The sequence below is a fragment of the Verrucomicrobium spinosum DSM 4136 = JCM 18804 genome, from assembly GCF_000172155.1.
Lineage (GTDB): Bacteria > Verrucomicrobiota > Verrucomicrobiia > Verrucomicrobiales > Verrucomicrobiaceae > Verrucomicrobium > Verrucomicrobium spinosum.
This window is the reverse complement of record NZ_ABIZ01000001.1, coordinates 3603871-3627996: the sequence shown is the minus strand read 5'-3', so window position 1 is coordinate 3627996 and position 24126 is coordinate 3603871. Positions and strand designations below refer to the sequence as shown.

The 24126-nt window shown below is 58.7% G+C and carries 20 protein-coding genes; 11 read left to right on the top strand and 9 right to left on the bottom strand.

Annotated features, from left to right (window positions below; translation table 11 throughout):
• Window positions 1-1057 precede the first annotated feature (1057 nt).
• The 3 genes from VSP_RS14615 to VSP_RS42305 form a co-directional block, all read right to left on the bottom strand.
• Complete coding sequence (locus tag VSP_RS14615) at window positions 1058-3094, bottom strand: DNA gyrase/topoisomerase IV subunit A (protein ID WP_009961481.1); 2037 nt, start codon at window positions 3092-3094, stop codon at window positions 1058-1060.
• Between the two features lie 80 nt (window positions 3095-3174).
• Window positions 3175-5091 carry a DNA topoisomerase IV subunit B gene (locus VSP_RS35490; protein WP_009961480.1) on the bottom strand — a complete coding sequence of 639 codons (1917 nt, stop codon included), beginning with the start codon at window positions 5089-5091 and terminating at the stop codon, window positions 3175-3177.
• 111 nt (window positions 5092-5202) lie between these two features.
• A complete protein-coding gene (locus tag VSP_RS42305) occupies window positions 5203-5343 on the bottom strand; it encodes a hypothetical protein (protein WP_009961479.1) in 141 nt (46 codons plus the stop codon).
• Between the two features lie 137 nt (window positions 5344-5480).
• Here VSP_RS42305 and kdsB point away from each other — a divergent pair, with 137 nt between their 5' ends.
• The 7 genes from kdsB (at window position 5481) to VSP_RS14570 (ending at window position 13949) form a co-directional block, all read left to right on the top strand.
• Entirely contained in the window at window positions 5481-6227 is a 747-nt protein-coding gene (gene kdsB / locus VSP_RS14600; RefSeq protein WP_044134397.1) for a 3-deoxy-manno-octulosonate cytidylyltransferase, read from the top strand.
• 28 nt (window positions 6228-6255) lie between these two features.
• Window positions 6256-7866: a CTP synthase gene (gene pyrG, locus VSP_RS14595; RefSeq protein WP_009961477.1), complete on the top strand. Its 1611-nt coding sequence runs from the start codon at window positions 6256-6258 to the stop codon at window positions 7864-7866.
• Between the two features lie 243 nt (window positions 7867-8109).
• Window positions 8110-8382 (top strand): WXG100 family type VII secretion target, encoded by a 273-nt coding sequence (locus VSP_RS14590; protein WP_009961476.1) that lies wholly within the window; start codon window positions 8110-8112, stop codon window positions 8380-8382.
• An 18-nt stretch (window positions 8383-8400) separates the two neighbouring features.
• Window positions 8401-8937 carry a hypothetical protein gene (locus tag VSP_RS14585; RefSeq protein ID WP_009961475.1) on the top strand — a complete coding sequence of 179 codons (537 nt, stop codon included), beginning with the start codon at window positions 8401-8403 and terminating at the stop codon, window positions 8935-8937.
• A gap of 73 nt (window positions 8938-9010) precedes the next feature.
• Window positions 9011-9223: a hypothetical protein gene (locus VSP_RS14580; protein ID WP_009961474.1), complete on the top strand. Its 213-nt coding sequence runs from the start codon at window positions 9011-9013 to the stop codon at window positions 9221-9223.
• Window positions 9216-13106: an FtsK/SpoIIIE domain-containing protein gene (locus VSP_RS14575; protein ID WP_009961473.1), complete on the top strand. Its 3891-nt coding sequence runs from the start codon at window positions 9216-9218 to the stop codon at window positions 13104-13106. The genes VSP_RS14580 and VSP_RS14575 overlap by 8 nt, the downstream gene beginning before the upstream one ends.
• Window positions 13107-13241: 135 nt before the next feature.
• The gene (locus VSP_RS14570) at window positions 13242-13949 is read left to right on the top strand and encodes a PEP-CTERM sorting domain-containing protein (RefSeq protein WP_009961472.1); all 708 of its coding nucleotides are present in this window, start codon (window positions 13242-13244) and stop codon (window positions 13947-13949) included.
• A 196-nt stretch (window positions 13950-14145) separates the two neighbouring features.
• Here VSP_RS14570 and VSP_RS14565 read toward each other — a convergent pair whose 3' ends face one another.
• Both VSP_RS14565 and VSP_RS42300 read right to left on the bottom strand, forming a co-directional pair.
• Complete coding sequence (locus tag VSP_RS14565) at window positions 14146-15540, bottom strand: IS1182-like element ISVsp16 family transposase (protein ID WP_009961471.1); 1395 nt, start codon at window positions 15538-15540, stop codon at window positions 14146-14148.
• 225 nt (window positions 15541-15765) lie between these two features.
• Window positions 15766-15918, bottom strand: coding sequence for a hypothetical protein (locus tag VSP_RS42300; protein ID WP_157210910.1), 153 nt, complete (start codon window positions 15916-15918; stop codon window positions 15766-15768).
• Window positions 15919-16190: 272 nt separating this feature from the next.
• Between VSP_RS42300 and VSP_RS14555 the strand changes: the two genes are divergently transcribed.
• Window positions 16191-16568, top strand: coding sequence for a VOC family protein (locus VSP_RS14555; RefSeq protein WP_009961466.1), 378 nt, complete (start codon window positions 16191-16193; stop codon window positions 16566-16568).
• Window positions 16569-16578: 10 nt separating this feature from the next.
• On the opposite strand, the gene VSP_RS14550 is transcribed toward VSP_RS14555, so the two are convergent.
• Together VSP_RS14550 and VSP_RS14545 are read right to left on the bottom strand one after the other, a co-directional pair.
• Entirely contained in the window at window positions 16579-17022 is a 444-nt protein-coding gene (locus VSP_RS14550) for a rhodanese-like domain-containing protein (protein ID WP_009961464.1), read from the bottom strand.
• A 13-nt stretch (window positions 17023-17035) separates the two neighbouring features.
• A complete protein-coding gene (locus VSP_RS14545) occupies window positions 17036-17728 on the bottom strand; it encodes a DUF1573 domain-containing protein (protein WP_009961463.1) in 693 nt (230 codons plus the stop codon).
• A gap of 99 nt (window positions 17729-17827) precedes the next feature.
• On the opposite strand from VSP_RS14545, the gene VSP_RS14540 reads away from it, so the two are divergent.
• The 3 genes from VSP_RS14540 to VSP_RS14530 all read left to right on the top strand — a co-directional run bounded on the left by VSP_RS14540 (window position 17828) and on the right by VSP_RS14530 (window position 21651).
• A complete protein-coding gene (locus VSP_RS14540) occupies window positions 17828-19747 on the top strand; it encodes a flippase activity-associated protein Agl23 (RefSeq protein WP_009961462.1) in 1920 nt (639 codons plus the stop codon).
• Window positions 19744-20592: an FAD:protein FMN transferase gene (locus tag VSP_RS14535; protein WP_009961461.1), complete on the top strand. Its 849-nt coding sequence runs from the start codon at window positions 19744-19746 to the stop codon at window positions 20590-20592. The genes VSP_RS14540 and VSP_RS14535 overlap by 4 nt, the downstream gene beginning before the upstream one ends.
• A gap of 606 nt (window positions 20593-21198) precedes the next feature.
• Entirely contained in the window at window positions 21199-21651 is a 453-nt protein-coding gene (locus tag VSP_RS14530; RefSeq protein ID WP_009961459.1) for a MarR family winged helix-turn-helix transcriptional regulator, read from the top strand.
• 117 nt (window positions 21652-21768) lie between these two features.
• Here VSP_RS14530 and VSP_RS14525 read toward each other — a convergent pair whose 3' ends face one another.
• Together VSP_RS14525 and VSP_RS14520 are read right to left on the bottom strand one after the other, a co-directional pair.
• Window positions 21769-22482 carry a carbonic anhydrase gene (locus tag VSP_RS14525; RefSeq protein ID WP_009961457.1) on the bottom strand — a complete coding sequence of 238 codons (714 nt, stop codon included), beginning with the start codon at window positions 22480-22482 and terminating at the stop codon, window positions 21769-21771.
• 137 nt (window positions 22483-22619) lie between these two features.
• A complete protein-coding gene (locus tag VSP_RS14520; protein WP_009961456.1) occupies window positions 22620-24095 on the bottom strand; it encodes a sulfatase family protein in 1476 nt (491 codons plus the stop codon).
• Window positions 24096-24126: the final 31 nt, after the last annotated feature.

The following is a 24126-nucleotide window of genomic DNA, read 5'->3' as shown; positions in this document are numbered from 1 at the left end:
CAGAGACCCCGCCTCCTTTACTCTGCGGCCATGTCATCATGAAGCTTGTTCTTGAGTGCAGGAGGCGGGGGTTCCCAGCCCCGCTCACGCCCCAATCGTCCCTTGATCCCCTTTCCGCCCCGGCCGCCCCACAGACCGCGGGGCCAGAGACCCCACCTCCTCTATTCCGCGGACAAGCTATGTTGCAGCTTGTTCTTGAGTACAGGAGGCGGGGGTTCCCAGCCCCGCTCACGCATCAAACGTCCCTCGATCCCCTTCCTGCCCCGGCCGCCCGCAAGACCGCGGGGCCAGAGAACCCGCCTCCTTTACTCTGCGGCCATGTCATCATGAAGCTTGTTCTTGAGTGCAGGAGGCGGGGGTTCCCAGCCCCGCTCACGCCCCAATCGTCTCTTGATCCCATTCCCGCTCCGGCCACCCCACAGACCCGCGGGGCCGGAGACCCCACCTCCTCTACTCTGCGGCCATGTGACCTTGAAGCTTGTTCCTGGGTACAGGAGGCGGGGGTTCCCAGCCCCGCTCACGCATCAAACGTCCCTCGATCCCCTTCCCGCCCCGGCCGCCCGCAAGACCGCGGGGCCGGAGACCCCGCCTCCTCTACTCTGCAGCCATGTGACCTTGAAGCTTGTTCGTGCGTAAAGGAGGCGGGGGTTCCCAGCCCCGCTCACGCCCCAATCGTCCCTTGATCCCCTTCCCGCCCCGGCCGCCCCACAGACCGCGGGGCCAGAGACCCCACCTCCTCTATTCCGCGGACAAGCTATGTTGCAGCTTGTTCTTGAGTACAGGAGGCGGGGGTTCCCAGCCCTGCTCACGCATCAAACGTCCCTCGATCCCCTTCCTGCCCCGCCCATCCCACAGACTGCGGGGCCGGAGACCCCGCCTCCTCTACTCCCTGGCCAAGTCACCTCGCAGTTTGTTCGTGCATAAAGGAGGCGGTTCCCAGCCCCGCTCAGGCGCACATCCCCTGAAGCGAACAACAGAGGGCGAATTCAAACAGGCACCAGCAATCAAGTCTGGTGTCTTGTGTCTTCTAGTCTGGCGTCTCCCGCGCAGCGGGTTCCTACTCCACCACTTCCTCTTCTTCCGCCTCACCCGATGCGCTCTTGCGCAACCGGGTGATCTTTTCCACCGACTTCTCGGTGACGAGATTGCCCTTGGAATCACGTCCCTTGATGGCGAGGTCTCCAAACTTGTAGGGGAAGGCATCCACCCGCATGCGCAGTTCGTGCTTGAGCTTGATATTCAAGATCTGGGCGTTGCTTTCTTCCTCCGTCTCATGCCGTGAGAAGAACATGACTTTTGTCCCGGGGGACTCTTGCGTCAGAGGATACTCCTTGTCGCGGGTAATACCACCCACACGGAACCGCTTCGCATACACACGGCCCTGCTTGCCATCGCGGTAGATCAACGAATACACCGCCTGCTCGTCGCGCTTGAAGACGGCCAGATAGACGGGGTTCTTACCCACGTGGAATTTCGGCGCCACTTTCACGACGCTCATCACACCTTCGCGGGTGATGAAGAGGACTTCGTCCATCGTGGAGCACTTGCTCACGGGCTCCCCTTCCCGTTTCAGACCATAGCCAGCGAAACCTTCTTTCGGGTCGAGATAGAGCGTCTCGTTGGCAATGGCCACGTCTGAAGCCGCCACCCGGTCAAAACCAGCAATCACGGTGCGACGTTCACGATCCTTGCCGTAAGTCTTCTTGATGCGCTCGAAGTACGAGATGGCATACCGGGTCAATCCTTTGAGGTAGCGCTGCACCTGGTCGATGTCACTTTCCAAGCCGCGGATCAGTTCATCGGCCTCGAAGGAGTTGAACTTGGAAATGCGCTTGATCTTGATCTCCGTGAGCTTGGTGATGTCGTCCTCCGTAATCTCGCGTTTCAAAAGGCCAAGATAAGGCGTGAGGCCTTTCCAGATGGCACCGATGACGCCGTCCCACGTGGTGCATTCTTCGATGTCACGGTAGATGCGCTTCTCGATGAAGATCTTCTCCAGTGAGCTGAAGTGCCACTTCTCCTCCAGCTCGCCGAGTTCGATCTCCAGTTCCTGCTTGAGCAGTTGCTTGGCGTACTCCGCGTTGGATTTGAGAATCTCCGTGACGGAGATGAAATTGGGCTTGTCATCCTGGATGACGACGGCGTTGACGGAGATGCTGACCTCGCAGTCTGTGAACGCATAGAGCGCCTGAATGGCCTGGTCAGGGTCCGTGCCGCTGGGAAGGTGCACGAGGATTTCCACAAACTCCGCCGTGTTGTCTTCCACCTTCTGGATCTTGATCTTGCCCTTTTCGTTGGCGGCGACGATGGATTCCTGGACGCTTCCGGCCGTAGTGCCGAAGGGAATCTCCGTGATGCGCACCATGTTCCGCTTGGGCACGGTCTCGATCTTGGCGCGCACTCGCACCTTGCCGCCGCGCTGACCGTCGTTGTAGTCAGCGGCATCCATGATGCCCCCTTGCGGGAAGTCCGGTAACAACTGGAAGGGCTCACCGCGCAGGGCGGCAACGCAGGCGTCGCAGAGTTCGTTGAAATTATGCGGCAGCACGCGGCAGGAGAGGCCCACGGCGATGCCTTCCACCCCCTGGGCGAGGAGCAGCGGAAACTTCACCGGCAACGTCACCGGCTCCTTATTGCGGCCGTCGTAGCTGTTCGCCCACTCCGTCACCTTGGGGCTGAACACCACGTCCAGCGCGAACTTGGTGAGGCGCGATTCGATGTACCGGGAGGCGGCTGCACCGTCTCCGGTGAGGATGTTTCCCCAGTTCCCCTGGGTGTCTATCAGCAGCTCTTTTTGACCGAGCTGAACCATGGCATCCCCGATGGAAGCGTCCCCGTGGGGGTGATACTTCATCGTGTTCCCCACCACGTTTGCCACCTTGTTATAGCGTCCGTCCTCCAACTCACGCATCGAGTGGAGGATGCGTCGCTGCACTGGCTTGAGCCCATCGTTGATGTGCGGCACCGCACGCTCCAGGATCACGTAGGAGGCGTAGTCCAGGAACCAGTCACCATAGAGCTCATCCACGAGCTTGGTGTGCAGTTCCCCGGTATGGGAGGGACCAGAGGGGGGAAGAAGGGAATCAGGAGTCACGCTCGAAACAAAAGGCAAAAATCAATACTCAATACTCAAAACTCAATAGGCAAACTTCAAAAAGTGGCATGGAAGGGAAATCAGAAGGGGGCCTCCAGGGAAATCACCTGTTTCTGCTTCTTCTTGCGCTCCTCTTCATCACGAGCCTTGTCTTCCAATTCGATATCGTGCTCCACCCGAAGGTTCTGCACGATGTACTCCTGGCGGTCGGGCGTGTTCTTGCCCATATAGAAGGTCAGCAGCTCCTTGATGCTCTTGTGCTCCGGCATGAGCACGGGCTCCAGCCGCATCTTGGGGCCGATGAAATGCTTGAACTCATCCGGTGAGATTTCGCCCAGGCCCTTGAACCGGGTGATCTCAGCGGCCTTGCCACACTTCGCGATCGCTTTGAAACGCTCCTCATCGCTGTAGCAATAGAAGGTTTCCTTCTTGTTGCGCACACGGAACAGCGGCGTCTGCAGAATGTAAAGGTGCCCACGCCGGATGAGTTCCGGGTAAAACTGCAGGAAGAAGGTGATCATGAGCAACCGGATGTGCATCCCGTCCACATCAGCATCTGTCGCCATCACCACGTTCTGATAACGCAGCTCTTCGAGATCTTCCTCAATGTTGAGTGCGTTCTGGAGGAGATTGAACTCCTCATTCTCATAGCAGACTTTGCGGGTGAGGCCGAAGCAGTTGAGCGGCTTGCCCCGCAGGCTGAACACGGCCTGAAAGTTCACATCACGGCTCTTGGTGATGCTGCCGCTCGCAGAGTCCCCTTCCGTGATAAAGAGCGTGCTCTTTTCACGATCGGGGTTCTTGGTGTCCAAATGCACCCGGCAGTCACGCAGCTTCTTGTTGTGGACCTTGGCCTTGCGAGCGCTCTCGCGGGCGATCTTCTGAATGCCACTGATCTCCTTGCGCTCCTTCTCGTTGGCCTGGATCTTCTCCAGCATGGCCTTTGCAACATCGCCATGCTTGTGCAGGTAGTTGTCCAGCTGGGAGGTGACAAAGTTGACGATTGTGGTCCGCAGACTGCGGCCGTTGGGCTCCATGGTCGTGCTGCCCAGCTTCGTTTTCGTTTGGGACTCGAACACCGGCTCCTGCACCTTCACGCTCACCGCTGCGACCAGGCTCCCGCGCACGTCACTGGGATCGAACTGCTTCTTGAAGAATTCCCGTGCCTCAGCCACCAGCGCCTCCCGGAAGGCTGCCAGATGCGTCCCCCCTTGCGTGGTGTGCTGGCCGTTCACGAAGCTGTAGCACTCCTCGCCATACCCCACACCATGCGTGAAGGCCACTTCCACCTCCTTCGAGGCGAGATAGATGATCGGATACTGCGGTTCCTCTGTCAGCTTGGCATTGAGGAGGTCAATGAGACCGTCCTTGCTCCGAAACTTCTCACCGTTCAACGTCAGCGTCAGACCTGGATTTAACCAGGCATAGAAACGCAGCATCTCCCGGATGAAATCCAGCCGGAAGGCATAGTCGCCAGCGAATGAAGTCGGGTCCGGATGAAACGTGATCTTCGTACCGTCCCGATCCGTCGTGGCCACCGGGTTCTTCATCTCCTTGACCACGAGCCCTTGTGAGAACTCGATAGCGCGTGTCTTGCCCTCGCGGTAGGCCTGGATGTCAAAGCGGTCGGACAAAGCATTCACCGCCTTGATACCCACGCCGTTCAAGCCCACACTTCGCTTAAAGACCTCACTGTCGTACTTGGCACCCGTGTTGATCTGGGCGGCGCACTCCATCAGCTTCCCCAAGGGGACGCCGCGTCCGTAGTCGCGGATCGTACAAACGTTCTCTTCGATCGTGATCTCGACTTCCTTGCCGTAACCCATGACATGCTCGTCGATGGTGTTGTCGATCACCTCTTTGAGCAGCACGTAGATGCCATCTTCAGGAGCGGTGCCGTCACCCAGCTTGCCGATGTACATGCCGGGGCGCAGACGAATGTGCTCCCGCCAGTCGAGTGAACGAATGGAGTCTTCGGTATATCCGTGGTTAGCCATGAGAGAAGGGGGGAAAGTGGGAGAGGTTGAACATTTCGTTAACCCGATTCCCCCCGACGTCAAGCAATGGTATTCATTTGACCAGTAGGGAAAGACGGGCTCAAGAAGCCTTTACTTTTTCGCCTCAGCGGTCGCCGGGCGCACGTCAGGCTCCACCCTGACGAACCGCAGATCAAGGCTGAGCAGCCAGAACCATCCCAGGCTGACCGCAATCAGAATGAGGGAGATCCACCATGGCCACGCACGAAACATAGATTGAGTTTGCCGGGGAAACAGGTCACCGCAAGCAGGATGTCCGTCCACCCTCAATTGGTAGGGGACGGAAGGTGCGGAAAATGTTTGCTTCTGCAATCCTTTCGCGCCATGAACATGAAACCGCGCCGCCTGCTTTGTCCTCATCACGTCCGCAAGTCCTCGTTGTCATTCCCGCGCGCTGGGGGTCCACCCGGTTCCCTGGCAAGCCGTTGCACCTCATCGCCGGAAAGCCGCTCGTCCAGCACGTCTGGGAGCGCTGTCTCCAGTGCCGACTGGTGGATCGTGTTGTGATCGCGACCGATGATGTGCGGATCGCCGATGCTGCCCGCCGCTTCAATGCGCTGGTGGTGATGACCGATCCCGACCACCCCAGCGGCACCGACCGCGTGGCCGAGACAGCGGCGTCTTTCCCGAACCATCAGGTGGTGATCAACGTGCAGGGTGACGAGCCCTTGATCTCCCCTGCCCTGATCGATGAGCTGGCCCAGACCTTGGTGCAGGAGCCAGCTGTCCCCATGATCACCGCCGCGGCCCCCATTGACGATCCGGCGCTGCTCCAGGACGCCAATGTGGTGAAGGTGGTGCTCAACGCCCGGCGTGATGCTCTCTATTTCTCACGTTCGCTCATTCCGTACCCGCGAAATCCAGACTCCGGCATTGTCCACTATCGTCACCTGGGCATCTACGGCTTCCAGCGCGATTTTGTGTTCCAGTTTGTCAACTGGCCGCCATCGTTGCTGGAGCGCACCGAATCCCTCGAACAACTCCGCGCTCTTGAGAACGGAGCCACCATCCGTGTCGCGCTCACCCACGAGACCTCCCCCGGCGTAGATACTCCTGAGCAGGCCATCGCCATCGAGAAAGCTTTACAGTCCTCTTAACATCCACATCCCACACACAATCTCCTCAATGAAATACATCTTCGTCACCGGTGGCGTCGTCAGTTCGCTAGGCAAAGGCCTGGCCGCCGCTTCGCTCGGCACCCTGCTGGAGCACCGTGGATTGAAAGTGATCCTGCAAAAGTTCGACCCGTACCTGAACGTGGATCCCGGTACCATGAACCCCTACGAGCATGGCGAAGTGTACGTGCTGGATGACGGGGCCGAAACCGACCTCGACCTGGGCCACTACGAGCGCTTTACCAGCACCAATCTCTCCCGACTTAACAACCTGACGAGCGGTCAGGTGTACACGAACGTCCTCGCCAAGGAACGCAGTGGTGCCTATCTCGGCAGCACCGTGCAGGTCATTCCACACGTGACCAACGAGATCAAAGAGCGTATCCGCAAGGTCGCCCGTGAAATGACCGCTGACGTGATCATCACAGAGATCGGTGGCACCGTGGGGGACATCGAGGGCCTGCCCTTCCTGGAGGCCATTCGTCAGTTCGGCCAGGAAGTCGGTCCGGAAAACGTCCTCTACATTCACACGACGCTGATCATCTATATCCGTGCCGCCGGAGAGCTCAAGACCAAGCCCACCCAGCAAAGCATCGCGAAGCTGCGGGAGATCGGGATCAGCCCCGGCATTGTCCTCTGCCGCACTGAGATGCGCCTGGATCAGGACGTAAAGGACAAGATTTCGCTCTTCTGCAACGTCGAACCAGAAGCCGTCATCGAGGCCGCAGACGTCAAGAACTCCATTTACGAGGTGCCTCTCAAGCTGCACGAGGAAAAGCTCGACGATCTCGTCTGCAAACTGCTTCACATCGAGACCAAGCAGCCCGACCTCGCCCGCTGGCGCAAGTTTGTAAACCGCGTCATCAATCCCACGCATCACGTGCGTATCGCGGTGGTGGGCAAGTACATCGAGCTACAGGATGCCTATAAAAGCATCTATGAGGCCATCGTGCATGCGGGGGCCGCCAATGACGCCAAAGTCGAGGTCGTGCGGGTGGATGCTGAAGACATCGAGAAAGGCGGCCCGGACATGCACCTCGCGGGCATGCAGGGCATCCTGGTCCCGGGAGGCTTCGGCGACCGCGGCACGGAAGGCAAAATCACCGCGTGCAAGTACGCCCGCGAGTCTGGAATCCCTTACTTTGGCATCTGTCTCGGCATGCAGATCGCCGTCATCGAGTTCGCTCGCAACGTCTGCGGCTGGACGGACGCGAACAGCACCGAGTTCAACAAGACCACCGCCCACCCGGTGGTGAATCTGCTGGAGGAACAACAGCATGTCACCCAGAAGGGTGGCTCCATGCGACTGGGTGCTTGGGTCACGGATCTGGCACCAAACACCAGGGCGTACGACCTGTATCACAGCGCGACGATCACGGAGCGTCACCGTCACCGGTACGAGTACAACTCCATCTACAAAGAGGAGATGGAATCCAAGGGCTTCATCATCAGCGGCATGTCTCCAGACGGCACCTTGGCGGAGATCATCGAGCTGAAGGACCACCCCTTCTTCATGGCCTGTCAGTTCCACCCGGAGCTGCTTTCCAAGCCCAACCATCCGCACCCGATTTTCTACGGCTTCGTGCGGGCGGCACTTCATCATCACGCCCCGATCGACTGAGATCCGCCCTCAGCTGGTAGGCCCTTAGTATCACCACCCTCCTGTCCGCCCGTCGGCAGGAGGGTCTATTTTTTGCATTCGATGCGAGGCTGAGACGCCTTCCTGAAGAAGGTGCTTTTCCCCTCAGGTGGGGATTTTTGCCTCGCCCCTCCTCCCTCGAATATGCATAAATGGTACAACCAAAGGCAAATTGCGAGGGTTCAATCAAGGTCCACGAGGACTCACAGACGTACTTTTATACATATGGCACAGGCAATCATGGATCCAGAGGAGGTGCGACGCTTCGCCAAGGAGCTGAAGCGCTTCAATGACGAAGTGCAGACCAAGGCCTCGGCTTTGAATGCTCGTTTCGCGGCGCTGAGCGGCACCTGGCAGGATCAGGAGCATGAGAAGTTTGCCGAGGAGTTCATCACCACCATGAAAGCTCTCAAAAAATTCGTGGAGATCTCTGAAAAGCACACTCCTTTTCTCCTGCGAAAGGCGCAACGCATCGAACAATACCTCGATCAACGTTAAGCTGCTTTCCAGCATATCATGGCTGATCAGGCAAAAATCACCTCACTCGACGCCCTCCAGAGCTTCCGGGCGCACCTCGTCATTTTCATCACGAAGGCCCGGCGCTCGCTTGACCAGTCGGGCGACGAGATCCGCCGTGCCCGTGCCTGGGTACAGACGGAACAGCGCACTCATTGGGAAGGGCAGATTCGTCGGCGCCGACGCATGTTGGAGCAGGTAGAAGGCGAGCTCATGACGGCCCGGATGTCCGAGTTCGTGGACTCCCCCTCCCAGCAACAAGCCGCTGTCCGGAAGGCCAAGGCAGCCGTCGCCGAGGCGGAGCAAAAACTGGAGCGGGTCAAAGCGTGGAACCGGAACTTCGACAGCACCTTTGATCCCCATGTGCGAAAGATGGAGATGCTGCGGGATTATGTGGATCACGATCTGCCCAAAGCCGTCGCCTATTTGGACCAGGTTCAGAAGATTCTGGAGTCCTATCATCAGGTGGGAGGTCCCGCCCCCTCCGGGCCAAGCACCTCCTTGCCGAGTGCGGCGGAATCTGAACAACCCTCCTGAGGTTTTGTCCCTAAAGACTCCTCGTCCGCCACGGCGTTTTCGATTCTTTTCAGCCGCTTCTTTTTCCTATCACATGAGCACTCGCGTCAGCGCCTCCAATCTCGCCCAAGCCCTCCGTGAATTGACGGTGGAATGGCAGCAAACGCGGTCCAGTTGGCGGGACCAAAAGGCCCTAGAGTTTCAGGAACACTACCTCGAAAAACTTCCGCATCTGGTGACCCATGCGCGGAACGTCATGGAGGAGATGGACAATTTGCTTAGAAAGGTGAAAAACGACTGTGAGTAACGGGTTGGATCTCAGAGCCAGCCGGAGCGTCGAGTTGCTCGGCGCACTGGAAAGCAAAGTGGCAGACTTCGCCAAGCGCGAGGATCAGCTACAGAAGGAACTGCGCACACAGCGCAATATCGTCACACAAAAACATCAGGTCACCATTGATCAGGCGCAAGGCCGGCTCGACCGCGAAGTTTCCGAAGCCCAGGCACATCTGGAGGCTGAGTCAGCGCGTCTCAAGCACGTCTATGAAAGGCGGCGTACGCGCGTGGAACGCTCCCATCTGGTCCTCACCCGGCATCTACCCCGCCGCGTTAGGGAGGTACGGGAAAGCTGGCTGGGCGAACTGCAAATGCGTCGCTTCCGTTTGGAACGTCAGTTGGAAGCATCCGGCGTGATCAACCCGGAGTTCACCCGCCGTCTGGCCACCTATCAGTCACAGTTCACCGATCTGTTGCACCGCACGCGAGATGCCTTCGCGGGCTCCAGCTCGTTTATCAGCATGATCCGGGTTCGTCGCAAGGCCCCTCTTCCGGGCCCCATCCCTGCGGGTGAGGAGGTGGAGTGGCTCAACCACCTACAGGCCCATCTGGCAGCCGGTGAGAAGCAACTGGAGGAATTCAAGCAGTTCCCCCTCCCCCGGCTTTTTGCAAAAGTCCCTCTCACCTTCTTCGCTCTCGGCATCGTCCTGGTCGGCCTGGGTGCCTTGTATGGGATGGGGCTTCATCCTAAGGACTACGGCGTCGTCGCCACGGGCTGCGCTGTGGCATTCATCTCCGTCTGGATCATCCACCTCATCGGCATGTCCAAGGTGAAACCGCTGGCCAAAGAACTGGCCGCATCGATCAAGGAAGCCCGCTTCCTCCAGGACAGCTGCCGGGCCACCGTGGATTCGCATACTCAACAGGGCCGCGGAGCACTACAGGACGCGTTCGACCGTGAAGTGGCGGAAATCGAGGAACAGAAGCTGCGCGCCGACGAGGTGGCTCAGGAGTTCGAGGAGCGCACGAAGGCCAAGCTCGCGGCACAACATCCCCGACTGCTGGCAAAGATTGACCACACCCTTGCCAGCCGTCTGGCACGCGTGGAGGCCGAGCAAACCCACAAGATTGATTCCGTATCGAATACAGACTCCGCCATCATCTCCCAGTTGCGTGCCGCCCAACAGGCCGATGTCGCCTCCCTAGAGTCTGGCGAGAGCGCACGCTGGCATCAAATCGAGACCGAATGGAAGAGCGAGATCACTCCGATCTATGATGCCATCAGCCAGATGAACTCGGCCACCGCCGCACGGTTCCCCCAATGGCATGCGGGTTATGCAGAGGGCTGGAAGCCCCCGACAGACTTCACCCCCGCCACACGCTTCGCCCAGCTCGAAGTGGATCTGGCTCGACCGACCGCCACTCTGCCCAAGGATCCGCGCCTTGCCCTCCCCGGACCGTCAAAGCTCTCCATCCCGCTTTCACTCTCCTTCCCCTATCAGGGCTCCCTGTTGTTCGAGACCAACGAACCGGGTGGCACCACCGCCATAGATGCGCTGAACAACATCATCCTCCGCCTCCTGGCAACCACCCCTCCCGGCAAGCTCAGCTTCACGATCATTGACCCGGTGGGACTGGGCCAGAGTTTCGCCGGCCTCATGCACCTCTCCGACTACGAGGAAACGCTCATCAACCGACGTATCTGGACGCAGCGCGACCAGATCGAGGAGCGCCTCGCCGAGTTGAGCGAACACATCGAGAAGGTCATCCAGATGTACCTTCGGAATGAGTACGCCTCGATCACCGAGTACAATGAGCAGGCGGGGAGCGTGGCGGAAAAATATCATTTCCTCGTCATCGCCGACTTCCCCGTGAACTTCAGCGAGACCGCGGCCAAACGACTACAGAGCATTGCCACCAGCGGCCCTCGCTGTGGCATCTACACGCTCATTCATTGGGATCAACGCCACCCCCTTCCAGATGGGTTCACGCCCGACGAACTGCGTCAGAACAGCATCTGCCTGCGCAAGGAACGGAATGGCTTTGTCCTGGCGGACGATGTGGTGAAGAAGTCTGGTGCCACCCTGGTGTTCGACGCCCCGCCCAATCCGGACCTCGCCGTGCAACTCGTCCACCGGATCGGCAAGAGCAGCATCGACTCCAACATCGTCCAGGTGCCCTTTTCCCAGATCGCCCCGCCGCCAGGAGAACTCTGGACGGGCGAAACCACCAACGAACTGCGCATCGCCATCGGACGCACAGGTGCCACCAAACTCCAGTACCTGGCCATCGGCAAAGGCACCCGGCAACACGCCCTCTTCGCTGGAAAGACGGGTTCAGGGAAATCGACGCTCTTCCACGTCATCATCACCAACCTCGCGCTCACCTGCAGCCCGGAAGAAGTGGAGTTCTATCTCATCGACTTCAAGAAAGGGGTTGAATTCAAGTGCTATGCCTCGAAAAAACTGCCTCACGCCAAGGTGGTCGCCATTGAGAGTGATCGTGAGTTCGCCTTGAGCGTGCTTCAGCGTGTGGACGGCGAACTGAAACGTCGTGGAGACATGTTTCGGAAGCTCGGGGTGCAGGACGTCGCTGGCTACAAGCGGGCGGGCGGCACCGAGCCCATGCCTCGGTCCCTGCTGCTCATTGACGAGTTCCAGGAGTTCTTCGTGGACGATGACACCATCGCCCAGACGGCTTCCCTGCTTTTTGACCGCATCGTCCGTCAAGGCCGCGCCTTTGGCATCCATGTGCTCCTGGGTTCACAGACACTGGGCGGCGCCTACTCGCTGGCCCGCGCCACGCTGGGCCAGATGGTCATTCGTGTGGCCCTCCAGTGCAATGAAGCAGACGCCTACCTCATCATGGATGAGAACAACTCTGCCCCCCGCCTCCTCACCCGTCCGGGCGAGGGCATCTACAATGATGCCGCTGGCGCAATCGAAGGCAACAGCCCGTTCCAGGTGGTCTGGCTGGGAGATGATGAACGGGACGAGTGGCTGGACAAGGTCCACGATCTGGCCGTGGAGCGCGGACACGAGTACACCTCCCCCATCGTCTTCGAAGGCAACGCCCCCGCCGATCTTCGCGAGAACCAACTGCTCCGCTTTGCGCTCGACACCAAACCCGCCAGTCAGCCTCTGGCTGGCAAGGCCTGGCTCGGTGCGCCGAATTCTATCAAGGGGCCCACGGAAGCCGCCTTCCATCGTCAGAGCGGGAATCACCTGCTCATTGTCGGACAGCGGGACGAAGCTGCGCTCACCCTATTGGGCACCTCCCTGCTCTCCCTGGCCGCCCAGTATCCTGTGGGAGGCGCCAAGTTTGTGGTGCTCCACGGGTGCACCCCGGGCACCACGGATTCAGACTTCATCGAGCGGGCCATCGCGGCTGTGCCTCACGAAGTCATCGTCTCACGGGGCCAGGACATCGGCACGATCATGTCCGAACTCTCCACCGAGATGAAGGCCCGCAGCAACGGTGAGATCGAAGCTTCCCGCGCCCCCGCGGTCTTCCTGCTCATCCATGGCCTGCACAAGTACAAGAAGCTGCGTCAGGAGGATGACTTCAGCTTCTCCATGAGCAGTGACGACGAAGGGGGTGGCAACCCAGGCACCCAGTTCGTGGATCTCATCACCGAGGGCAGCTCCCTCGGGATGCACGTCATCACCACGGTGGATACGTTTAACAACGTCAACCGCTCTCTGAGCCGCAAGGCGCTGAGCGAGTTTGAGATGCGAGTGGTCTTCCAGATGAGCGCCAACGATTCTGCGAGCCTGATTGACTCCCCCAAGGCCAGCAATCTGGGGCTGCACCGGGCTCTGTTCTACAACGAGCACGAAGGCACTCTGGAAACCTTCCGTCCCTACGCCATGCCCGATGCAGGTTGGATCGAGGAGGCAGGACAGAAGTTGAAGTGACCCTTCCCAAAGCCTGACGCCCCATTAAACCCGTTTCCGGACCGCCTTCGGAAACGGGTTTTTCATTATGCAGTAGCGCCGCTAATAAATAGATGTTGCCTTTATCATTACTTTTTCTTATCTTTATGGCGACTCATGAAACCCCTGCTAATCATCCTGGCGGCAGGGCTCTGGATCGGTGCTTCCACAGCATCGGCTCAGGTGCTCATTGCGAACGCGTTGGACCGAACTCCATCGGAGACGGTCACGCAGACGACTCTGGTGGCCACGGTGGGCACCACCACCAATTCAAATCTTGGAGCAGGATGGAATGCCTCCAATACGTTTGCGGGAGTCCTGTCCACCCAGACGATGACATTGAACCCAGGAATTGCCGATGATTCCGGGGGGTTGTTTCAGATTGCCCAGGGAGGAGTCGCTGGCGTCGCAGGAAGCTTCTCTGCCACCAAGGCGTTTACGGGAATCACCCTGCTGGACAATACCACCTACAACCTCACCATTAGTGGCAACTCGTCAGCCACAGTCTCCATCCTCAGTTCGCTAAATGTGAACGTTCTGGTGAATGGGGCAACGATCTACCAGACGCCCACCAGCACGCTGCTCGGCCTCGTGGATCAAACAACGACCGAGTCCTTTACCTTTAGCTTCACGACGGGTGAGGTGAACAATGTCCAACCGGTCAACATTCAGATAGCTGGCAACACCTTGGTGGCCGCACTCGGACAGAGCGCTTCCCTCACGAAGATCAACCTTGCCGTCGCCCCCGTCCCGGAGCCCGGTAGTCTTCTGCTGTTCCTCACCGGCATTGCCGCCACTATGCGGAGACAGCGGCCACGGAGATAGACCGAAGGACAGGGGCTCGCTAGAAGCCCCTTGCAAATCCTGCCTCATCGCCCCGCACTAGCAGCCTGTCGGATTTGCTGGATGCTGCAGGAGTGCGATCGGGGAACCGGAGTCGTCGTGTCAGATGGATGAGGCGCGGTTGGAGCCAGCCGTGTCGTTGCATTTCCCGCCGCTGAGCTCGCTTGAGCCGCTTTCTTCAGGCTGGGAGCCTTGTCCCAAGGTGATACAGACGCTTGAGATTGTAACTGAGCGTGACCAGCGTCCACTCCAGCCCCACTTTCGTGAGCCCGCGCAGGCTGAACCGACGAAAGCCCATCGCAGATTTGATGATGCCAAACACAGGTTCCACCGTCTGCTTGCGCAACCCGTAGAGGGCTTTGCCCTCCTGGGTTTCCAACCGCTGCTCCATGATCGCTTTGACCGGCGCTCCGGGCGGTGGTGGCGGCGGATCGTCATGCTGCTCAAGGTCCTTGACACTACGCCCGTGCTTGTGCCGTCGCGTCGCCGCATACACCTGCGGACTCACCCCGGTGTCTGCATCAGGCACCTCCACCTGTCGGATCGCCGCCTCACTGTAGTAACCGCTGTCCACCAGCACCACGCTGAGGCTCTGCACAACGGGGCTTTTGTTTTCCAGCACCGGCACCAGCTGCTCCTTGTCGTTGGGCGCATCGCTGACCAGCTGGCTCACCACAAGGCGGCTTTGCACCTCAACGGCCGCTTGCGCATTGTAACTTTGCTCAAAGTGCTCCCCACCGCCGTGTTTCATGATCCGGCTCTGTGGATCGGTAAAGTTGTACTGGTCTTTGGCTTGAGGCCCTTCCTTGGGTGGTTGAGGGGCCTTGCCTCCGGTCTTTTTGCCCCGCGCTTGTTCCCGGTCCTGGCGCTCCTGAAGCTTGCGTTCATAGGCCGCCTGCTCCTGCTGATGCCGCTCACGAGCTCTTTGCTCGATGACCTGCACTGCCTCCCGCAGCTTTTCCTGCCGCTTCTGACGCCGCCGGATCTCCTCAGGCAGACTCAGCCCCTCGCGCAACGGCGTGCTGTCTGCGGCCTCGGCTTTGGCCGTGAGCTCTTTGATCTGCTCCTCCAGCAGCAGCAACTGCTGCTGGGCGTGCCCATGGCTCACGGCGCTGTGCTTGCTGGCGCTGGCCAAAATCTTGGTGCCATCCACCGACAACACCACCTGCCCCACTTGCAGCACGTTGAGCCGTGCGGCACACTCCAGCACCTGATGAAAACTGCTTTCCAGCAGCTCCTTGTTCTCACGCCGGAACTTGCAGATGCTGTCGTGATCGGGGTGGGTGTCCGCACACAGATAACGCACCGCCACGCTCTCATAAGTGAGCGTCTCGATCTTGCGGCTGCTGAAGGTGCCCGTGGCATAGCAATAGATCAGCAGCCCCAGCATCATGCCAGGAGGGTACTGGGCGTAACCTGTGCCCCGGGTGTTGACCCTGGCCTGGCACAGATCCAGCAGTTTGACCGCATCCATGATAAAATGCACCAGATGGTCCTCGGGAAGCCAGTCCCTCAGGTCAGGAGGCAGCAACAGAGGGGTGTCGTGATCAATGACTACAAACCGGCTCGCCATCGCTCTACCTAACACAGCCCAATCGCATTTTCAAAGTCCGACAGGCTGCTAGGGAAGCCCCCTATCCGTTCCATAAGCCGGGTTGGAGTTCCGCATTTATGCGGTCAGGACGCGCACTACCCATGGGGTCGCCCCTCACCAGCCCTTGATGAAACTCGTTCGTCCCACCACGTCGAGAGCAGAACAGGGCCGACCTATCATGACCGGTCATCTCAACCATCTCCATCACTCCGGAGTCGAGTACAAAATCCCGCGAACATTCACCCGTTCGACATCATGGGTCATGAGCACCCCACACGGCCAGGCCAGCAGCTCAAACACCGCCACGATCACCAGGAGGTATTGCGCGGTCCGTCTCCTGCCATCCCGAGACAACATGCAAGTCAGAGCGAAGAGTGCTATCGCCGCCACAATGCCAACCACAAGCCAAAAGAGAATGTCCCCAACAGGCTGGTCATCAAAACCCCAGAACACCTGCCTCAACGGCACGAAAAACAGAAGGCAGCGCGATGGGAAGGAGCAAGCTCACTCCCAAACCCACGGCAACAAGCATCCACTGGCCAAGCCGGACACGTTGAGAGCTTGTTTCCATGGCACCAGATCCGACACTGGAACTCGCGCTTTGATCAAATCCCCCACCCTTCCGTCTCATGTCACGTCGCTTCGATCACGTTGACCTTCGCGTATCCAGCCTGGCCATAGTGCAGCCTTTCTACGAGGCGCTCTTGCCAGCCCTTGGCTTCACTCGGGACGAGCAAATTGAAGGCTGGCTCCAGTTTGAAGCACCTGAGGGCCCGGTGACAGAGTTCTTTGGCGTCACTGAATCTCCCAATCACCAGCCCAATGAAAACCGCATCGCCTTCTGGGCGGAGTCACCCTCCGAGGTGAACCGGCTGGGAGCGATCGCCGTGGCAGCAGGAGCCAATCATGTAGAAGGACCCCGATATGAAGCACCGCAATACTATGCGATCTTCTTTGAGGATCCGTGCGGGAATCGCCTTGAGATTTGCCACAGACTCCCGAGCTAAACGTCCGCTCCTACTTTTTCGCAGGGCCCAAAGCTCGGGCTTCTTTCCAACCGCCACGCAGCACGTAGATTTCCTGAGAACCCACTCGGTCCTTCAAGTACCGACGAATCTTCCGGCTGGCCTGACAAGCCTCACCACTGCAGTACACTACGATGGGCTTGGTGTTGTCCTGCAGCTTCTCGAAGAGGTCGAACATGAGACTATCGGCTTCCTGTTCGTTGAGCAAGACCGCCCCCGGAACGTGCCCCGCTTCGTAGTCGGTTCTCGGACGGGCATCGATCCATAGGACCTCTCCCTTCCATTTTTCCTGGACGAGCGCCAGCGTCACCTCATCGTCTGCCAGCCGCTCGTCCGCCACATACCACGCCGGGGCACGGGGATGCCAACGCTGGGTGGCAGTCGCTGCCACCAGCGTCAGAGCAAGGATCACGATTGCTTGGCTGATCGTCTTCATCACCCGTTCTCTTTTACCTCCCCGCCGCCTTTTTCTTTTCCGCCAGTTCCGGCCGCACAATGTTGAAGAATGCCATCTGGCGGCTGTACTTTGGGATCTTGCTGTCGGTCTCGATCTTCAGTGCGCCAATGGTCACATCGGCGGTGGAAGCCGGCTTCATGGTGATCACGTACTCGCGCCCAGGAGTCACCTCTCTGGATTCAAAGGTAACATTTTCCCGAGTTGCGGAGAGTTTGGTGATCTTCATCGGATCGGTGCCGGTCATTTTTACCACGAAAGTCTTCGGCTCGGCCTTTTCACCGACGGTCCACTCCAGAAGCTTTGGCTCAATGCTGATCACTTCCGGTACATCCAGCACGAAGTTCACAACCTTCTCAGGCTCCTGATCATCATCCGTGTGCACGCGCAGCGACTTTTCATGGCGACCAACAAAGCTGCTCACCTTGAACTTGGCCTTCCCTTGGCCCTTCTCACCTGGAGCGTAAACTCGCTTGTCCAGGCTGGCCTCCAGACAGGAACAGGTACTCTCCAGACGCACAATGGTGAGAGGCTTGCTGCCCGTGTTCTTGAAAGTGAAAGTCTGTTCGACCTCGTCGTCCTCGGGCCGGGGTTTGAGCTCAATGGGTTCATTGTCCACCACCAGTCCGGCCTGCAACCGGGCCGAGACAAGGACAGTCAGCAGGAAGGTGTAGAGAGAAAAGCGCATGGATGTCTCTAGTCTGACACGAGGAATTCACCCAGTCCACGCGGTTTTCCGTGCGCTTGCATTGACGGGTGGCAGATGCTGTCTAAACCTTGCCGCCCCATGGCGCGCGAACCTGCTCCGCTGAACTGGAAAAGCTTTATCCTTCTGCTCATCCTCGCCTTGGGGCTCGGATCTCTGTACCGATTTACGGATCTGGCTAAGAAACCCATGCATACGGATGAGGCGATTCTGGCGCTGAAAACGCACGAGTACGCCAAAAGCCGCACTTTTGAATACGATCCCAAGGACTACCACGGCCCATTTTTACATCATGCGGCAGATCTGATCGGCAAGTGGCGTGGATGGGATCCAACCGCCATGGATGAAGGAGAGCTCCGCTGGGTGGTGGCGATTTTCGGCCTGGGTTTGGTGCTTCTGCCACTCCTGCTGATCGACGGCTTGGGACGGACGGGAGCCGTCGTCGCAGCATTGCTGGCGGCGGTCTCGCCCATGCTGAACTATTACAGCCGTTATTATATCATGGAGGTGCCGTTTGTGTTCCAGACCGGCCTCTTCATCGCATCGCTCTGGCGATGGTCCCAGAAGCGCAATTTCCTTTGGCTCCTGCTGGCAGGTTTATGTCTCGGGTTCATGCACGCCACCAAGGAGACCTTTGTCCTCAATCTGGCGGCAATGGCGGCGGCTTGGGGACTCGTATCCCTCCGCATCGGTTCCTTTGAGCCGCGGAATGCCCGCCTTTCCTATGCGGGAGCCCGGCCCACCATCCCCGACTGGCTGGCGTGGCTCATCGTGGCGGGAGTTGCAGCGGCGACGTCCGTCTGGATGTTTTCCAACGGATTCAAGGACTGGCAGGGAGTGCACGACAGCATCGTCACCTATGACAGCTACCTGCGGCGATCTGGTGGCAGCGGGCATGAGAAGCCGTGGCACTATTACCTCCAGCTCATGACCTGGCGGAAGGACGGCTTTGTCTGGTCGGAGGCCCTCATTCCCGCTCTGGCCCTGATTGGCATGCTGGATGCCCTCTTGGACAAGCGCCGGGTCAGCAACGTCCGCGCCTTCCTGGTCTTCCTTTCGCTGTACGGAGTATTTCTGCTGGCAATCTACTCCATCATTCCCTACAAGACCCCTTGGTCCGTGATGGCTGTTCAGTACACCTTCGTTCTGCTGGCAGGACTGGGCATGCGGCGGCTCTTCCGTGCTGTACAGATGCCGTTGTTCAAGACGGTGTTGATCATCCTGTTCGGTACCGGGATCTACCATCTCTGTAGCCAGACGAACCTCGCCACGGATTACTCCTTTCCCGGAGCCACCCGCTATGCCGCTGACAGCCGGAATCCGTACGTCTATTCTCATACGACGACGAACCTGCTCGCACTTTCCAAGCGCATTCATGAACTGGCCGCTCGCCACCCTGCTGGGAAGTCCACCCCGGTCCAGATCATCCAGGCGGAACATGGATGGCCCCTCCCCTGGTATCTGCGTGATCTCACTCAAGTCGGCTACCAGGACCAGATCCCAGCCAAACTGGAAGCCCCCATCATCGTCACTGACAAGGCGAGAGGCGAAGAGATCCTAGCCAAGTTGGAGGGCGAATACATCTCAAGTGACTACGGGCTGCGCCCGGGAGTGATGCTCTCTTTGCTTGTGGAAAAGCACCTCTGGGAAGCCTATCTCAACCCTGAGTTGCCCGCAGTCCCGCCAGTCAAGGCGGAGTTGGTGGTGGAAGAGGAAGTTGCGCCCCCGCTCCCTGCCACCCTGCCGGTCCTCCCGCCGGGAGAGGCCACTAACAGCACCGAGCTCGCGGCACCCGCCCCCTCTGATTCGTCACTCAGCCCCTTTCCCGTCTCTCTTGGTCCCACTGGACCACTGCCGGTAAATCTCTCCCCTGCCCTGGCGCGCCCCACCGAGCCAGCACTGGGAGATGCCCCGGTGCGGCAGGCGGAACCCGTGCCCGAGATTCCCCCGGAAGGCGAATCCACTCCCCAGCCAAAGCGCTCCAAAAGATCCCGTCAATGACGCCCCTCTACCGCGCCCGCCATGAGGCGATGGCCACTGAATTCGAAATCATCATCGCCCAAGACGATGTGGATGCGGCCTATGCTGGCAACGTTGCAGATGCGGTCTTCGCAGAGATTGATCGACTGGAGGACGAGTTGAGCCGCTTCCGCCCGATGAGCGACATCTGGCGGGTGAATCACCTCCGCAAGGGGGAAAGGGCTCCAGTCGGACTGGCCGCGGCAGATTGCCTGGCTCTGGCCAAGGCCGTCCATGCCGAGACCAACGGAGCCTTCGACATCACGATAGGTCCGCTGATGAAGATCTTCCGCAACAGCGATGGCACACCCAGAACGCCGTCCGCCGAGGAAGTAGCGTTCGCCCAGCAGCGCGTGGGCATCCACGTCTTTGATCTCGACGAGACCGGCTTCGTCACCTCCCATGTGGACTACCCACTTCTGGATCTGGGGGCCGTAGGGAAAGGGTATGCCCTGGACCAGGTGGTAACTGTCCTGGAAGATTGGAGTGTGCAGAATGTCCTTCTGAACGCGGGTGACAGCAGCATCCTCGCAATTGGGGCTCCGCCAGGAGAGCAAGGCTGGGTCGTGAGCGTGGGTGGGGAGAACAAGATTCCCCTCCGGCTCACAGATCGTGCCGTAAGTGGCAGCGGTTTCCAGGTCAAAGGGAACCACATCATGAACCCACGCACCTTCCAACCCATGCCCGTGCGGAAGGAGCGCGTTTGGGCAAGCGCCCCCACCGCCGCACTCTCAGATGCCCTCTCGACGGCTTTTGCCGTGATGACACGCCAGGAGACCACAGCCTTCTGTGCCCGACACCTGGAAGTGGAAGCCATCTGGGAATAGCGCGACCATATCGCAACCGGGCTCAGGGAGCTTCTATTTGCACTCCCTCTATATATAGGGAGTAGCCTCTCATCGATTGACTCCCCTGCTGCTGTCTTCTGGTGTGGTACCAGCTCAAGACCCAAAAATCGAGCCCGGTCAGCCGTCCTCGGCTCGCCACCGGGCATCGAAGATCAAGAAACCAAAAAATTTCACTTTTTTGGGCCTCCAGTCCCCCCATTCTCTCCTTTCATTTTTGAAAGGCGTATCCAATCAAACTCTCACGATGAGGGAAACCACGCCAAGCCCTGATTTTTCGGCATCTAGGACAAATTTTTAAACGGCAACTCCCCAGAAAAAGGAAGCTCCACTCAATATTGAAACTTCATACTCTCAGGCCCGGATTTTGAAAATTATTGGATTTGCGGTATATTTTTTGAAAAAGGTCGCGTTTTTGCTTGATATTTTGCAGCCATTGACTATAAAATGGCGTGTGCCCTCAACAAATAGGGGGAATTACCAGTGTGGTTTTTAGAAAAATATCTTGTAATTCTATGTACTTAGAAGGTATAGTAATCTCAACACCACGACGTTCAGGCTTTGCAAACCTTTAATTCCTCATCACTCATGGCAACTCCCGTATCCAAAGCAGCCAACCTTAGCGATCCTGGCAAACTCGCTGACTTCATCCTTTTCAGTCAGCGGGAATTCCTGCTGAACCTCTCCAAGGATCTCAGCCGCGGCAATGTATCCTTCGCCCAGTTCTACCTGATGAGCTACCTCAGCACATCCAAGGAACTGACCATGACCGACATCGCCCGCAAGATGGGTCACTCCACCGCTGCTGCCACCGGTCTTGTAGATCGCCTGGAGAAGCTCGGCTACGTGGAGCGCATGCATGCTGCCGACGACCGCCGCAAGGTGCTGGTTCGCATCACCCAAAAAGGCATGGAACTTGTGGGCAAACTGCGCGGTGCCCTTCAGGACCGTGTGGCCGAGGCCATGAGCGTCTCCAACAGCCCGGATATGAGCTCCTTCGTGGGGACCATCAGCGGTGCTGAAGCAGCCCAGGCCCGATAGTCAGCATCCCGGCAGACAGACCTCTTCAAACAAGGGTTGTCACCCACAAACGCTGTTAAAAAAAGCGGAGCATCAGCTCCGCTTTTTTCGTGTCTGGATTGCAGCACTAACAAGCTGTCACTTTGCGGTCAGGAATTCCACCGCACCCGTGTCGAGGTCATAATGGGCACCCACCACTTTCACCTTCCCAACTGCCACTTTTTCGCTCAAGAACGGCCCTGATTTTTCCAAAGCCTTTACGACGTTCATCACATTCGCTTTTGCGGTGGTTTCCGCATCGGCACTGGCCGTGGCCGTGACAGCCGGCTCGATCGCCTTTACAAGAGATTGCACATGCCCGGGGGCTTCGCTTTTGGCGGCAATCGTCTCGCGTGCGGCCTTCACCGCCCCGCAACGCTCATGGCCAAGAACCACGATCAGCGGGCTGCCCAAGTGTTCCACCGCGTACTCGATGCTCCCCAGAATTTCGTCGTTCACCACATTGCCTGCGACCCGGACCACAAACAAATCTCCCAACCCCTGATCAAAGATCACCTCGGGTGCGGTGCGGGAATCCGCGCAGCCCAGCACAATGGCAAAGGGATGTTGTCCGGTCGCCAGTTGGTTTCTCCATTGGGGCGTCAGGTGGGGATGTTCCGGCTTGTTGACCACGAAGTGGTCGTTGCCATCCTTCAAGCGCTGCAAGGCCTGCTCAGGAGTGAGTTGGGCCTCATCAGGAGCATGGCCATGGGCGTCGGCCTTGGCAGGCAGTTGATCAGCGGCAAACGTAGAGGTTGCCAAAGCACCACTGCCAAGCAAGGCAGCGGCAAAAAGAGCACGATGGATTCTCATGGTGGATCAGATTGGACTTGGAGACACAGGAGGGAGGACGTGTCGGCCAGCAGCCTTTGCGCCATCAGCCAATGTATCTACACCCTTCTTTTTGGTTCACGGCAGTTTGTGACAGTTCTGTCAAACTGCCCAACCCTTCACTCGACTTTTCCCGCCAGACGAGCACCGTTGGGCGCACGCTTGGTGAGCGAATCACCCAGATCTGCCCGCATGTCTTCTGCGAGTTTCTCCAGTTCCGCCACCACTTCAGGGTTGGCAGCCCCCAGGTCCGTGCGTTCTGAAATGTCGCTCACCACATCGTAGAGTTCTGCTTTTTCCAGCGTTCGCTGTTCGTAGGGGGCCGGCACCCCGTCCTTTCCCCCGGGACGTCCATTCAGCGTGCGGTAGCTGTGTGGCAGGTAGAGCTTCCAGCGCCCTTTCATCACGGCCTGTAGTTCATTGTCGTTGTAGTAGAAGTAGTAGGCCTCGTGCGGGTTCTTCGCTCCGTCCGTGGCCGAGAGAAGCGGCCAGATGTTGCGCCCGTCGATCTTGTGATCCGGCAGCTTGCTTCCCGTCAGGGCCGCCACGGTGGGTAGGATGTCGATGGTCATGGCGGGCTCCGTCACGACCTTGCCGGACGGAATCTTCCCGGGCCAACGCGCCACGAAGGGCTCTCTCACGCCCCCTTCCCAGACGGTGCCCTTGCCTTCTCTCAGCGGGCCCGGAGAGCCTGAATGCGTGCCATAGCTGAGCCACGGACCATTGTCGGAGGTGAAGATCACAAGGGTATTTTCATCGAGCCCGTTCTCCTTGAGGGCCTTTAGCACCTCTCCCACTGACCAGTCGATTTCCTCGATCACGTCGCCATAGACGCCGTTCGCGGAATTGCCCTTGTACTTGTCGCTCACGAAGAGCGGCACATGCGGCATGCTGTGTGCGAGGTACAGGAGGAACGGCTTGTCCTTGTTCGTGTTGATGAACTTCACGGCGCGCTGGGTGTACCAGGTGGTAAGGCGGGTCTGTTCCACCGTAGTGACCTCCGGCAGGATGATCCGATCCCCGTCCACCAGAGGCAGCGCCGGGAAGCCGCGGCGCTTCTTGCGTTGCTCAGGCGTCAGATTCACCAGTTCAGGATGGTACGGCCACATGTCATTGGAGTACGGCAGCCCCAGGTATTCATCGAACCCATGCCGCACTGGCAGAAACTGGGGATCGTCGCCAAGATGCCACTTGCCAAACGCCGCCGTGGCATAGCCGTTCTGCTTCACCAGTTCTGCCAGGGTGGTCTCCTCTTTGCTGATTCCCACCTTGGCTCCCGGCCCCAGAGCTCCTTTGATCCCCACCCGGTTGGGGTAACAGCCCGTCATGAGCGCCATGCGTGAGGCGGAGCACACGGGCTGCGCAACATAGAACCTCTCAAACTTCACTCCTTCTGCCGCCATGCGATCCAGATTCGGCGTCGCCTGCCCCTTGGCTCCGAAGCAGCCGAGGTCACCATACCCCAGATCATCCGCGAAGATCACGACCACATTGGGTGATCCCTGGGCACCACTCGCGGCGGTTGCCGTGTGAAAGCTGAATAACACACCCGCCAACGCGGCGGCCCAGTGGATCAATCCATGACGTTGTTTCATGATAGACAATTGGAGTAGGATGAGGGATGGT

Coding starts and splice junctions, on each gene's coding strand:
- VSP_RS42305 (WP_009961479.1), bottom strand. CDS start 5,343: ATGTTTCGTGCGTGGCCATGGTGGATCTCCCTCATTCTGATTGCGGTC.
- pyrG (WP_009961477.1), top strand. CDS start 6,256: ATGAAATACATCTTCGTCACCGGTGGCGTCGTCAGTTCGCTAGGCAAA.
- VSP_RS14535 (WP_009961461.1), top strand. CDS start 19,744: ATGACGCCCCTCTACCGCGCCCGCCATGAGGCGATGGCCACTGAATTC.
- VSP_RS14530 (WP_009961459.1), top strand. CDS start 21,199: ATGGCAACTCCCGTATCCAAAGCAGCCAACCTTAGCGATCCTGGCAAA.
- VSP_RS14555 (WP_009961466.1), top strand. CDS start 16,191: ATGTCACGTCGCTTCGATCACGTTGACCTTCGCGTATCCAGCCTGGCC.
- VSP_RS35490 (WP_009961480.1), bottom strand. CDS start 5,091: ATGGCTAACCACGGATATACCGAAGACTCCATTCGTTCACTCGACTGG.
- VSP_RS14585 (WP_009961475.1), top strand. CDS start 8,401: ATGGCTGATCAGGCAAAAATCACCTCACTCGACGCCCTCCAGAGCTTC.
- VSP_RS14580 (WP_009961474.1), top strand. CDS start 9,011: ATGAGCACTCGCGTCAGCGCCTCCAATCTCGCCCAAGCCCTCCGTGAA.
- VSP_RS14590 (WP_009961476.1), top strand. CDS start 8,110: ATGGCACAGGCAATCATGGATCCAGAGGAGGTGCGACGCTTCGCCAAG.
- VSP_RS14545 (WP_009961463.1), bottom strand. CDS start 17,728: ATGCGCTTTTCTCTCTACACCTTCCTGCTGACTGTCCTTGTCTCGGCC.
- VSP_RS42300 (WP_157210910.1), bottom strand. CDS start 15,918: ATGTTGTCTCGGGATGGCAGGAGACGGACCGCGCAATACCTCCTGGTG.
- VSP_RS14540 (WP_009961462.1), top strand. CDS start 17,828: ATGGCGCGCGAACCTGCTCCGCTGAACTGGAAAAGCTTTATCCTTCTG.
- VSP_RS14565 (WP_009961471.1), bottom strand. CDS start 15,540: ATGGCGAGCCGGTTTGTAGTCATTGATCACGACACCCCTCTGTTGCTG.
- VSP_RS14550 (WP_009961464.1), bottom strand. CDS start 17,022: ATGAAGACGATCAGCCAAGCAATCGTGATCCTTGCTCTGACGCTGGTG.
- VSP_RS14520 (WP_009961456.1), bottom strand. CDS start 24,095: ATGAAACAACGTCATGGATTGATCCACTGGGCCGCCGCGTTGGCGGGT.
- VSP_RS14525 (WP_009961457.1), bottom strand. CDS start 22,482: ATGAGAATCCATCGTGCTCTTTTTGCCGCTGCCTTGCTTGGCAGTGGT.
- VSP_RS14570 (WP_009961472.1), top strand. CDS start 13,242: ATGAAACCCCTGCTAATCATCCTGGCGGCAGGGCTCTGGATCGGTGCT.